The sequence below is a fragment of the Nostoc sp. CCY 9925 genome (genome assembly GCF_963920935.1).
GTDB lineage: Bacteria > Cyanobacteriota > Cyanobacteriia > Cyanobacteriales > Nostocaceae > Nostoc.
Genome location: NZ_CAWUDO010000001.1, coordinates 90,345 through 103,816, shown reverse-complemented (window position 1 = coordinate 103,816; position 13,472 = coordinate 90,345). Strand labels below are relative to the sequence as shown.

Genomic DNA, 13,472 nt, shown 5'->3' with positions numbered 1-13,472 from the left:
GCGCTATCTTGCAACCTGAAAAATGAGTAATTTTGTTGCACTCTGCTAAAGATAACAAAATCAAACGTTATGGTGTAAACTATCACTCTTAAAACTTTTAGGTCTACACTAAATCTTCATCAAGCAAAATAGCAGCTTGTTCTAAACTTTAAAAAGGGCATGGGGAGATAAAGCAGATAAGGGGCACAGGAGAAGTTGCAGTAAGTTTTTCCTTTCTGCCCTCATCCTCTTTCCCATGCCCCAATTCTCTATTTTTGCAGAAAAATACCAATACCATTGTGGACACGAGCAGCGGTACTAGGGAAACGGTCAAGGAGTTGTCCTCCTAAATAAAGGCTGGTTGAACTACCACCGTCCAAATTTAAAGCGTCCACACAACCCATCTGTTGCATTAGTTGGGCGTGTTCTGCCAATGTAGGGCCATAACCACCGACACGATTATGGACGGCAGTTATCATCAGTGTGCCTGTTGGCGTTGTGCAAATACCGCTACGAATAGCTTTTTCTGCAATAAAGGCGTTGCTGAATTTTTCGGCTTTGGCATCAAGGACAATTTGACGATTTTGGATTAATAGCGGTCCTGCTCCGATAATGTGGGGATAACGACTAAAATCAGTGGGAGCAGCGGCGTTGGAAATATTGACTGTGGTGCCGACAGGTAACTGTGAGGCACTAGCAGTAGCGCTGGCACGTAAGGTTAGCAGGTAGCCATCCTGGGGAATAGGAATCGCCTGCTCACCAACTTTGCCGCCTGGTAGTTGATTAGTAATTTGTTCTTTCTGTACCACCAGAATAATTTCGTTGTCTGTTAGGGGTGTGTAAGTAGTGCCCCATGCAGGAGTATAACGAGCAATACCACTCTGGACATAGCCACTATTGAGAAATAGGATTGGTAAGCGTTGGTTATTTCCAGTGATTAAAGTTTCTTCTAAAGTAAGGCGACCGAAGTAAAATTGACCAGAATTATTCCAAGCGATCGCTCCTCGGTTAAGAATAGGACCTGATAACCACTGACCATTTTGGCGAATCGCACCCAAGGGCAATTTATTATTGCGGTTAAAATAACCACCGTTAATTGCAGCTACCGCTAAGTAGCGTTGTGCTGTTTGAATTAAGGGAGCAGTACCAGTAAGTGTATCAGGGCTAACCCAAATCGGTTTTAACGTTAGCCCAACTCTGCGGGGATTAACTTCTAACCAAACTACCGGAAAGCGTTCTTTGCCCAAGTTAATATAATGCTGTCGCCAGAGCAATCCTGGTGCCCAAGTAATATCTCGCTCTTCTAAAGGATCGGGTCGAATGTCGATAATTAGGCGATGGGGATCTGCTACGGTAGTCACTTGAGGCGATAGACCAAAGGGAACGCTCAAGCGAATAATTGTTTGGTTCTTCACCATTTCCACTTTTTGAATTAGTGGTTCTGGGGGTGGTAGTGGTGGTACAACTGGCGATAATTGTTTGAGTATATCTGGGAGTAATGTTGGTGGCGCTACTGGTGGTGGCTGAGGAGTATAGCGTTCTATTAAAACGGGATCGGCTATTGCATCCAGGGTAACTGTCCACTCTCGATTCGGTGGTGTGGTAGATTTTAGCGGTGGTGTATCTGGATCGGGGGATGTAGTTGGAATTGTTTTAACAGCCGATCCTTGTGCAACTTGCCAGGGAGTTGGACGATTTAAATCGACAAGAATCCGAGTTGGTTGTAAAGGAGTAACACTTACGTCTGGAGGTTGCTGGTTGTGAATAATGTTTGTTACTTGGGCTTTTGGGGTGGTAATCACTAGGGTGTTACCATTGGCTTGCATCTGCCATCCAGCTGTTCGAGCAAAATTAGTAATATCCACATAGCGATATCCTCTTAGGAGGGTAGTGCTTAAAACTAATGGCTTGCTCACCGAAGAAAACCACTGTATTGGTTGCCTAGTCCAATTGCTAGTGTTTAAAAAATTTACTCCAATTAATTGCCGGAATGCACCGTCACTGAGATGAGTTGCCATTTGATTGGCTGTTCCAGGCTGCTCTAACCAAGTTCCCGGTAAGGTACGCCCATTGAGGGAAATTTGATTGCCAAGGGAAGGCGATCGCACCGCCGATAAGGGAGATACTGGCGTCTGTGAAGTTAACCTTGGTATTTGTTTATCGTTTTTTGGGGACTCCTGGGCGTTAGCATAAGCAGTAGCTAAGCACACCACTGTCAAAATTATTAGTGACAAAGTAGCTTGGATCGACTTGCTATTCCCTATCAGCGAAATAACACTGGAGTATTGTTGTTGCCAACAATTCGGCATTTTTACCATAATTTACTACGTATTTTTCAAAACTATCACCCAAGGTATAAACTAACTAATTATTTGCAAATATAAAAAACATCAGTTTTTTTGCAAAAAAACATGATACTATATATATTGGATTGTTGTCTCTTTTAAAAAGAAACAATAATTTAGCCGCCTAAACGACTGTAACCAAGTGTTCTAAGTGGCACTAATACCAATCACACCATACACGGTAGTCTAAGTTATCAAAACTGGATTAAGATATTCAATCCTCATTGTTAGTTGCGACTGTTGCTACGTCAGTGGGGTGCAATTGCTAGTGAGATGGGTGGCAACTGGTAAAGAGAAATTTTTGGGAATTGTCAAATGGGTATATATTGTAATACGCTGATTTTATTGCTAGATCGGGATGATTTTGATTTTAAAACCTAGTGCAGCGTTTAATTGTTGTGTAGTAGGGGAGCCAAAAGAGGCTCTACAAACAAGTAGCTAGTGTGCATCTGGAAAGAGGGAATTGAGAAAATACTTAGCTTCACAATATAAGAAAGAAAATGTCAGGGCAATAACAATGTCTTGGCTAAAATAGGTTGTCTAATAGCAGCAAAAATACATAAAAATACGTAATGATTTTAACACGGGTGAACTAAAAAGGAAAACCGAAGTTAAAATTTTTTTTCCCTAAATTTTCTAGTGCTGATGTATTTCTGCATCGCTGAATTGAAAAATTTTTCTCATAAGTAGTGGCAAAATTGGTAACTCAACAGTTCAGGTACATGGTATGAATAATAAATCGATGAATCAAGACCAAAAAATCACGGCGGATATTGACTCAAGGAATGCCAGCCAAGGGCAAAGATGGTTAGTAGAGGAACGAGATGCCTGTGGTGTAGGTTTTATTGCTCATCGACAAAATCATGCCAGCCACGAAATTGTCGAAAAAGCTTTAGCTGCTTTGACCTGCTTAGAACATCGGGGGGGTTGTAGTGCTGACCAAGACTCTGGCGATGGTGCGGGAGTATTAACTGCAATTCCTTGGGAGTTGCTTCAAGAAGAATTTGCCCAAAGAGGACAAGAACTGCTACCTACTAGCAATAAAGCTGTGGGGATGATGTTCTTACCACAAGATCGACAAGCAGCTCAAAAAGCTAGGGCAGTAGTTGAGCAAGTAGCCGCTGAAGAAAGATTGATTGTACTAGGTTGGCGAGTAGTGCCAGTGCAACCTGATTTACTGGGGATGCAAGCAAGAGAAAATCAACCCCAGATCGAACAAGTAATGCTTGCTTCTGAAGATAAAAGCGGTGATGAACTAGAGCGTCAGTTGTATATTACTCGTCGGCGAATTGGAAAAGCAGCACACAAAGTATCAGGAGAATTTTATATTTGCTCATTGTCAAGCCGGACAATTGTCTACAAAGGTATGGTGCGTTCGGCTGTATTGGGCCAGTTTTATCAAGATTTCCAAAATCCAGCTTACAAAAGTGCATTTGCTGTTTATCATCGCCGCTTTAGTACCAACACGATGCCCAAGTGGCCGCTAGCTCAGCCGATGCGCCTTTTGGGTCACAATGGTGAAATCAACACCTTATTGGGTAATATCAACTGGATGATGGCACGAGAAGCTAGCCTCAATCATCCAGTGTGGGGCGATCGCATCAACGAACTCAAGCCACTAGTTCACATTGACAACAGCGACTCAGCGACTTTAGATAATGTACTGGAATTGCTGGTGCGTTCTGGACGCAGCCCCTTGGAAGCTTTAATGATTATGGTTCCAGAGGCTTACAAAAATCAGCCTTCTTTAAATGACTATCCAGAAATTGTTGATTTCTACGAATATTACAGCGGTCTGCAAGAAGCATGGGATGGTCCAGCACTTTTAGTATTTAGTGATGGCGAAAAAGTTGGTGCAACCCTAGATCGGAATGGGTTGAGACCAGCTCGTTACCTGATTACCGAAGATGACTACATTGTTGTAGCTTCCGAAGCAGGAGTGGTGGACTTTCCAGAAGCCAAGATTAAGGAGAAAGGTAGACTAGGACCAGGGCAAATGATTGCTGTGGATTTAGTCAATCATGAAGTGCTGAAAAATTGGGATATAAAGGCGCGCATCGCCAAGCAGCAGCGATATGGAGAATGGCTGCAACAATACCGTCAAGAATTAAAGTCATTGGTCATTAGTCACAGGCCATCAATAAATGGCAACGGCACAGGACAAATAACAAATGACCAAGGACAGTTGGCAATTGATAAACAAACTTTACTTCAACTGCAAACTGCCTTTGGTTACACCACAGAAGATGTGGAAATGGTGATTCAACAAATGGCGATCGCAGCTTCAGAACCGACTTTCTGTATGGGAGATGATATTCCCCTAGCAGTACTGTCAGAAAAGCCACACCTGTTGTATGACTACTTCAAACAGCGCTTTGCTCAGGTAACCAACCCAGCGATCGATCCTCTACGAGAAAAGCTGGTGATGTCTTTGAAAGTTGAGTTGGGCGAACGTGGTAACTTATTAGAACCAAAGCCAGAATATGCTCGGAGATTGAAACTTGAGTCGCCGTTGTTGAATGAGGCAGAATTAGAGGCGATTAAGCTATCAGGATTTGCTACAGCTGAGTTATCAACTTTATTTGCGATCGCTGACGGACCAGAAGGATTAAAGGCCGCAGTCGAATCTTTACAAGCACAAGCGGCTGAATCAGTGCGGGCAGGTGCAAAGATTTTGATATTAAGTGACCGCCTAAATGATGGTATTAATACAGAATACACTTACATTCCTCCCCTGTTAGCAGTCGGTGCCGTCCATCACCACCTGATTCGTGAAGGGTTGCGAATGAAAACATCCCTGATTGCCAATACTGCCCAATGCTGGAGTACTCATCACTTTGCTTGTTTGATTGGCTATGGTGCTGGTGCAGTTTGCCCATACATGGCTTTGGACACAGTGCGTGATTGGTGGTCCGATCCCAAAACTCAAAAGTTGATGGGTTTAGAGAAAATTCCAACCCTCACCTTAGAGCAAGCTTTAGCAAATTATCGCAAAGCAGTAGAGTCAGGTTTGCTGAAAATTCTCTCCAAAATGGGAATTTCTTTACTCTCCAGCTATCAAGCAGCCCAAATTTTTGAAGCGATCGGTATCGGTAGAGATTTAATCGAACTGGGATTCTGTGGCACTACTTCCCGCATCGGTGGTTTGAGTGTAAGCGAACTCGCAGATGAGGTACTTTCCTTCCATAGCAAAGCTTTCCCGGAACTGGCAACCAACAAATTAGAAAACTTGGGCTTTGTGCAGTACCGTCCTAAGGGCGAGTACCACATGAATAGCCCAGAAATGGTGAAGGCGCTGCATAAAGCTCTAGATGGCAAAAACTACGACCACTACGAAGTTTACAAAAAGCACCTCCAAGGCAGGCCAGTAACTGCTTTGCGCGACTTACTCGACTTCCAAGGCGATCGCCCGCCCATATCTATAGAAGAAGTAGAATCGGTATCTGAAATTGTCCAGCGTTTCTGTACTGGAGGCATGTCTTTAGGTGCTTTGTCAAGAGAAGCACATGAAACTTTAGCGATCGCCATGAACCGCATTGGCGGCAAATCCAATTCTGGGGAAGGTGGCGAAGATCCAGTACGCTATACAGTTTTGGATGATGTAGATGAATCTGGACACTCACCGACCTTACCTCATTTAAAAGGATTGCGAAATGGCGATCGCGCCTATAGTGCCATTAAGCAAGTTGCATCGGGACGCTTTGGTGTCACCCCAGAGTATTTAGTCAACGCCAAGCAAATTGAAATTAAAATTGCCCAAGGTGCCAAGCCTGGGGAAGGTGGACAACTTCCAGGACCGAAGGTCAGCCAATACATTGCCATGTTAAGGCGCTCTAAGCCTGGTGTAACGCTTATTTCGCCACCACCGCATCACGATATTTATTCAATTGAAGACTTAGCCCAGCTGATTTTTGACCTACACCAAATTAACCCGAAAGCAAAAGTTTCAGTGAAGCTAGTTGCAGAAGTCGGTATTGGCACGATCGCTGCGGGTGTAGCCAAGGCAAATGCTGATATTATCCAAATCTCTGGTCATGATGGTGGTACGGGTGCATCGCCACTCAGTTCCATTAAACATGCGGGTTCACCTTGGGAACTCGGTTTAAGTGAAGTGCATCGCGTTTTGATGGAAAATAGTTTGCGCGATCGCGTGATTTTACGCGTCGATGGCGGTCTCAAGAGTGGTTGGGATGTGGTAATAGGTGCATTAATGGGTGCTGAAGAATTCGGTTTCGGTTCCATTGCCATGATTGCTGAAGGCTGCATTATGGCGCGTATCTGCCACACGAATAATTGTCCTGTGGGAGTTGCTTCCCAAAAAGAAGAACTCCGCAAGCGGTTTACAGGAATCCCCGAACAAGTTGTCAACTTCTTCTACTTCATCGCCCAAGAAGTACGAAGTTTGTTAGCACGACTCGGCTACCGTTCTTTGTCAGAAATTACCGGACGCGCAGATTTATTGAAAGTGCGCCCAGAAGTAAAACTTACCAAAACGCGATCACTAAATCTCAACTGTTTACTCCAACTACCAGATAGCAGAGAAAATCGTAGCTGGTTAGTGCATGAAGAAGTCCACAGCAATGGCGTAGTTTTGGATGACAAATTGCTTGCCGATCCCGACATTCAAGCTGCTATTAAGAATCAATCTACTGTTGAGAAGACCTTCCCTATAGTTAATACTGACAGAACAGTAGGCACAAGATTAGCAGGAGCGATCGCTTCCCAGTATGGTGATAGCGGCTTTGAAGGACAAATTCATCTCAAATTCACAGGTAGTGTTGGACAAAGCTTTGGTGCTTTCAACCTCCCCGGCATTATTCTGACCTTGCAAGGAGAGGCAAACGATTACGTGGGTAAAGGAATGCACGGTGGTGAAATCATCATCAAACCCCCATCTGATGCCACTTATAATTCATCACAAAACGTCATAGTTGGCAATACCTGTCTTTATGGCGCTACCGGCGGCACATTATTTGCCAACGGTTTAGCAGGAGAGCGCTTTGCTGTGAGAAACTCCAAAGGAATAGCAGTCATTGAAGGTGCTGGGGATCACTGCTGTGAGTACATGACTGGTGGTATAATTGTCGTTCTTGGTAAAGTAGGACGTAACGTTGCGGCTGGAATGACTGGTGGACTGGCATACTTTTTAGATGAAGATGGTTCATTCCCTCAGTTAGTCAACCCAGAAATTTTTAAAAGGCAGCGAGTAATTACGCAAGCAGGTGCAAAGCAATTGCAAGAGTTAATCAAAACTCATGCAGAACGAACTGGTTCACCAAAAGCGAAGAAAATTTTGCAAAACTGGCAAGAATTTTTGCCGAAATTCTGGCAGTTGGTTCCGCTTTCTGAAGCTGATAGTCCAGAAGCCGATCCTCAAAAAGAAACAACTGAGTTCAGTTTAGTAACTAGTAGTCATTGACAAACAACAAAGATCCCCGACTTATTTAATAAGTCGGGGATCTACAGCTTATAAATTGAACAAAATCAATTTAGGATTACCATCTAGCGTTTGAGCCAAAAAATATAATTTTAGTTTTTAGTCAATTACTGTTGGGCAATAACTTAATAATTAATAATTATTACTTTTTGTTCGCAAGCAACTTTATTTCTGTATCTTGTATTTCTAAAAGTTCTGGAACAGTCACAAACCTATAGCCTTGCTTTCTAAAGTTACTAATAATTTCTGGTAAAGCTTGCACAGTTCTAGAACGGTTACCACCACCATCATGCATTAGCACAATACCACCAGGTCTTGAATCTTTAATTACATTATTAATTAACTTTGGTACAGCTGGCAGTTTATAGTCTATCGAGTCAGCTGACCACATCACCACTGTATATTTTTGTCCTTTGGCATAACCAACTAGCCCATTGTGCATCATACCACCAGGAGGACGGAATAGAGTTGTTTTAACACCTGTAACTTGATAAATTAAATCTGTTGTCCGATCGATTTCAAAGGCAGCCGCCTGCTGATTAAAGAAGTGATACCAGTGATGCCAAGTATGGTTGGCGATGACATGACCTTGAGCTACAATTTCTTTTCCTAATTCTGGATAATTTTTGAGATTTTGCCCAACAACAAAAAATGTCCCTTTAATATTATTTGATTTTAAAATATCTAGTACTTGCTTTGTACTTTCAGGCCAAGGGCCATCATCAAAGGTAAGAGCAATAACTTTCTCTGCTTGAGTTAGTTTTGCCTCTTTAATTATTGTGCCTTGAAAACGTGATGGTACAGGGTAAGAGAAGCCTTTTACTTGTGCCTGTTGCTGCCAACTCATCAGCATCGCTCCCTTGAATTTCTCAATGCGCTGCTGAGTTCCTCTGTTTGCAGATACATTATTTACATTTATATTTGGTCTACTCTGAGCTTCCGAAGTATTGGGTCTGAGAAGCATCATCAAACCAAGACTAAAAACACCACCCAAGGCAAGCAACCCAATTAATATTCCTTCCGGCCACAAAAACGGCTTATTATTTTCCACCATATAGCTCCTTCAACTATAAAAACATCAGCCACGTATATGAAAGTATGTTCTAACACATAATTTTTTAGATATTTGAAAACCAATTGTTTTGTATAATTCCGAGAATTAGAATCGAGAAGGCAAACTCTACAGCTTTAATCTCAACCCACTCATAAACAGCAAAGTCTGTATTTATCGGTTGTGACCACTAGCTCTCGGAAGGAGCATAATTTAAATAATTAACCACACATCCAAATCCTCTTAATAGGAGTTTTCAACTTACTATTGTCTCTCACCAGACTGCTAGCTAGAGCAATACTATGCTTTCAGGTGACATACCTTTGCAAATAAATAAGTTTAGTTAAGCTGTCAAGTCTATAATTCCCGCCTTTTCCAAAGTAGACTTTTAATACAAAAGTTCTATATTGACAGCTTAATGAATTATTTAATTAACACACAAAACTACTGACAAAGGGCGAGGTTTTTTGAAAAAAGGGTCTAATAAACTATTAGTTATAAAATTGAATAAAATATATTTTACTGCCTAATGCCATTGCTTCCCTTTTAAGAAAAAGTTAAATTTTGAACTGAGAGAATGTTGTTTTGTACTTTATATCAAGCAGAGAGACGCAAATTAATCCAATATAGTTTCTCATTGCTTAGAGGCACTTAGTCGTTAATCTAGATACTTTTTACTTATTTAGCAAAAATAATTGTATTGGCAGATTAACTCTATTTTTAATGTTGAGATTTTAGTCAAAATTGCTACCGACTTTTTATCTGGTCTCGTTATCTTGATAATTAAAGAGGCTCATACATTATTAATATTACAATTTGATATGGCTTGTTACCGTAAAATTACGTAACTTAATCGTCTTTTTATCAACAATTTGTTAAAGTCTTAATAGACTGTCACAAAACTATTAAAACATTAAACATTGCATGTGAATCAAATGTTTCTTGGCTAATTAGACTAGATTCAGTTAATTTTTGCCGATCGCAGAAAAAACCGACTGGCTATATAGCTTTACAGTCGGCAACTAGCTTTTTTTAGCACGAGGAAGCAAAGCTGAAAATTATCTAGTAACTTGCCTTATAATTGCAGGAATTAGAATTAAAATTTTTAATTGTCTATCTAAGAGTCTTGGTCATCAGCTTATGTTCGGTGAGACTGTTGATAGTTGATTTCCAAGACTTTTGCATAGCTTTGGTAGATACAATAACTGTATTATTTAATCTATGTATTAATTAGTAAGAAACTCAGCTTGCTTATTAGTATACCTTTGAAGCCAAAATAATCAAGGTATTTGTTCCACTCCTTTAACTGACTAAAAATTTCTATGATTCCTCACGAAAGTGATGCAAAGCAAGAGCGTGCGTCGTTAAAAGTATGGCGTAGTTGGCAGGAAAATCTGATTTTAGTGGCAATCGCTTTATGTTTGGCACTCCTAATTCGGACTTTTATCGCCGAACCTCGTTACATACCTTCTGACTCGATGTTACCCACCTTACATACTGGCGATCGCTTGGTGGTGGAAAAAATCTCCTATCATTTTCACCCCCCCATAACTGGGGATATTATCGTTTTTCAGCCACCCGCAGAACTACAACGTCGAGGATATCCCCAAGATCAAGCCTTCATCAAGCGAGTGATTGGCCAGCCAGGGGAGGTAATTAGCGTTGTTCAAGGCAAAGTCTATCTCAACGGTCAACCCTTAGCAGAAGACTACATTGCTGAACTAGCAAATCAGCCGTTTCAACCAGTGAAAGTCCCAGAAGACCAATTTTTTGTCATGGGAGATAACCGCAATGACAGTAACGACTCTCGTTATTGGGGCTTTTTACCCAGAAAAAATATCATTGGTCGAGCAACATTTCGCTTTTGGCCTGTTGATCGCATCGGGTTTATTTAATTAGTTAAGTAGTCAGTTGTTTGTTTCTCACAACTGACTACTTATAAAAGTAACTAATAAATAACGTGTTAAAAACGCAGAAAATACATTAGCTGAGCGATCGCATCACCAGGTAGCTCTAATCGTCGTTGGAAATCAGCTAGGTTATGATAAGGACCAGCAGATTGGCGATTTTGCACTACTGCTTGTGCTAAAGACAAATCGATAAAGGGAATTTGTGCTAAATTTTCAATTGTTGCTGTATTCGGATTAACTAAATTTGTAGGAGAATCTAAAGATTCATGGTCATAATAACTAAAATTTAATAGAGGTTTTAATGGTTCGAGTCGCAGTGCTGGCATAGCCAAAGCCGCAGCGATATCTTCAATACAGTAAAATTTCACACCTGAACGTGAAAGTTCCACAAGCGATCGCGCTTGGTGAATTGACAAACCTGGTAAGCGTAACCAATCATCTACAGTTGCTTGATTAGCATCAATGCGAATGCCTAATTGTGCCGCGATCTGAATTTCTTCCCCAGATTGCAAGCGATAGTAGGGATCGTTGAGCAACTTGGCACGGAGTTTTTGCAGCTTCAAATTGAAAGGTAGCCAATTGTTCATGATTGTCGCTAATATCAAGAAATTTGGTCTAGCAGTTGGCGGCGTTTTTGCTCAAATTCATATTCTGAAATTAGTCCGTCTTGGCGTAGAGCATCTAGTTCCCGCAAAGCATCAGCAACTGCTCCTACTTGATTACTTACCCGGTGTGAATTTTTGGCAGCTGACTTGCCGAGATTAAAATTGCGATCAAAAGCTTCTTCATCTTGGGCTAAATACCAAACTCCCTCGATAGCACTAGCTACCTTGGGGATAGGCGTCCAAGAAAGCAAGACATATAAAATACCCCATAGGTGCTGTCCCAAATAAAATTTATGTAATCCAGAAATTGTCAGCGTGCCAGAAAAAGCTAGAACAGCGGCAACACTTCGGCTTTTGCGCTTAGTCAACATATTCCTAACAAATATACCAGTACCACAGTTCCTACAATCAAACAGCCATCAGCAATTCCAGGTTTCAAATCAAGAAATATAATGGTGGCAAACATCTTGAATATATTGCTCAATTTTTACTTAAATAGTAGCCATATAATTTTATTTTAGTTAACTACTCTACCTTGCCTTTGTGACTTTTGGGTGGAAAGCCCCAGGATTTAGCATTTGAGAATAAACTTGAGAGTAGGTGTCACATGAGTGTGCATTGGGCTTTGATGCTAATTTTAAATTTTTAAGCGATCGGATTACTACGATGTCACAGACTTTCCTTCCGCCGAAATGGCTTGAACAGCTTTGCGATCCTTATGCTGTGCTAGGAATTTCCGTGACTGCTGACGATCGCCAGATTCTCAAACGCTACCACACTTTAGCAAAACTGCTACATCCCGATCGCCATACCAAAAGCAGCAATCGAGACCAAGAATTAGCAACGGCAATATTTAGCCATTTAATCAACCCAGCATATGAGCAGTTGAAAAATCAACACAAGCGCTTTAGCGCCATAGGTATGCTACTTTCACAAGCAAGAGTATTGAAGCAGCAAGCTTTGTCTTCTGAAACCGCTCTAGTCCAGGAAATTCGGGAAATGACTACACCCCAAGCAGAGTTATTTTACGAAGAAGCGATCGCCTGCTATGCAGAAGCTCAATACAAATCACTACATGAGTTTTATCAAGTAACCCAGCAAATTAGTATACTGAATTTAGTTTACTTACAGTTGCATAAATCTAATCTGTTGCTACCTCAAGAACCTCTTTCCATCATTCCCAAGGTAGAAGTCAAGCCAGTTGAAGTGACATTAAGTGAAGAAACTAATGTCAAACCAGTTTTGAAAAACTACGCTCAACGTCACTACGAGCGAGCTATTGAGTATATTAAACTAACCAAATGGACGTTAGCTGTCCAAGAACTACGGGATGCCATCAAGTTAGAGCCTAATAACAGTGATTATCACGCCTTATTAGGTTTTGTACATCTCCGTCAGAAATTACTAGGGATGGCTAGGGTTTACATCACTCAAGCATTAAAACTTAACCCGCAACATTCACTAGCTTTGAAATGCGCTACCAGATTGAAAATTCAACCCGGTGAAAACCGCAATCCGAAATCAATTGCCAAAGCTTTGAGTATTGCGGCTTTATTAGGTGGGTTTAAAGATGGGAAACGTTCTCAAGTCAAGTGTTGAAATTTCGGTAATAAACCGTACTCAAACCGAAGCTTGTCCACTAGATTACTCCCCTAGACTAGAATAAAAATAGAAGTCAAACTATTAAGCTACTGAGTCTGTGCGCTCAGTTTTATATAGGCAACATGGGATTCTTCGATTCTGAGATAGTTCAGCAAGAAGCAAAGCAGTTGTTTGATGATTATCAAGCACTTATCAAGCTTGGCAACAGCTACGGTAAATTTGACCGCGACGGTAAAAAGCTGTTTATTGAGCAAATGGAAGCCATGATGGATCGCTATCGCATCTTTATGAAGCGCTTCGAGCTATCAGAAGACTTCATGGCACAAATGACAGTAGAGCAACTCAAAACCCAGTTAGGTCAGTTCGGCGTCACCCCGCAACAAATGTTTGACCAAATGCACCTCACTTTAGAACGGATGAAAGCCGAGCTAGAGAAACAGCCCTAACATCAAGTTAGGAGTTGGGAGTTTGGAGTTTGGAGTTACAAGTTATCTGTAATTATGTCTTGAAAACCTTGTTAGTGACTTGGTTTTTCCAAAATTA

8 protein-coding genes are annotated in these 13,472 nt (G+C 41.3%); 4 read left to right on the top strand and 4 right to left on the bottom strand.

What is annotated here, in order from left to right; translation table 11 throughout:
- Positions 1–248: 248 nt before the first annotated feature.
- The gene (locus ACM0OY_RS00355) at positions 249–2,288 is read right to left on the bottom strand and encodes a phosphodiester glycosidase family protein (protein WP_414566922.1); all 2,040 of its coding nucleotides are present in this window, start codon (positions 2,286–2,288) and stop codon (positions 249–251) included.
- Positions 2,289–3,051: 763 nt separating this feature from the next.
- Here ACM0OY_RS00355 and gltB point away from each other — a divergent pair.
- Positions 3,052–7,743, top strand: a complete 4,692-nt coding sequence (gene gltB, locus ACM0OY_RS00350) for a glutamate synthase large subunit (protein WP_414566921.1) — start codon at positions 3,052–3,054, stop codon at positions 7,741–7,743.
- 160 nt (positions 7,744–7,903) lie between these two features.
- Here gltB and ACM0OY_RS00345 read toward each other — a convergent pair whose 3' ends face one another.
- Positions 7,904–8,812 carry a polysaccharide deacetylase family protein gene (locus ACM0OY_RS00345; protein WP_414567075.1) on the bottom strand — a complete coding sequence of 303 codons (909 nt, stop codon included), beginning with the start codon at positions 8,810–8,812 and terminating at the stop codon, positions 7,904–7,906.
- A 1,322-nt stretch (positions 8,813–10,134) separates the two neighbouring features.
- Between ACM0OY_RS00345 and lepB the strand changes: the two genes are divergently transcribed.
- On the top strand, positions 10,135–10,707 hold the full coding sequence (gene lepB, locus ACM0OY_RS00340; protein ID WP_414566920.1) for a signal peptidase I: 573 nt from the start codon (positions 10,135–10,137) through the stop codon (positions 10,705–10,707).
- A gap of 68 nt (positions 10,708–10,775) precedes the next feature.
- Here lepB and ACM0OY_RS00335 read toward each other — a convergent pair whose 3' ends face one another.
- Complete coding sequence (locus tag ACM0OY_RS00335; protein WP_414566919.1) at positions 10,776–11,309, bottom strand: helix-hairpin-helix domain-containing protein; 534 nt, start codon at positions 11,307–11,309, stop codon at positions 10,776–10,778.
- 14 nt (positions 11,310–11,323) lie between these two features.
- Positions 11,324–11,698, bottom strand: coding sequence for an NINE protein (locus tag ACM0OY_RS00330; protein ID WP_414566918.1), 375 nt, complete (start codon positions 11,696–11,698; stop codon positions 11,324–11,326).
- Between the two features lie 295 nt (positions 11,699–11,993).
- On the opposite strand from ACM0OY_RS00330, the gene ACM0OY_RS00325 reads away from it, so the two are divergent.
- Together ACM0OY_RS00325 and ACM0OY_RS00320 are read left to right on the top strand one after the other, a co-directional pair.
- Positions 11,994–12,926: a J domain-containing protein gene (locus tag ACM0OY_RS00325; RefSeq protein WP_414566917.1), complete on the top strand. Its 933-nt coding sequence runs from the start codon at positions 11,994–11,996 to the stop codon at positions 12,924–12,926.
- 125 nt (positions 12,927–13,051) lie between these two features.
- Positions 13,052–13,375, top strand: a complete 324-nt coding sequence (locus ACM0OY_RS00320; protein WP_414566916.1) for a DUF1825 family protein — start codon at positions 13,052–13,054, stop codon at positions 13,373–13,375.
- Positions 13,376–13,472 lie beyond the last annotated feature (97 nt).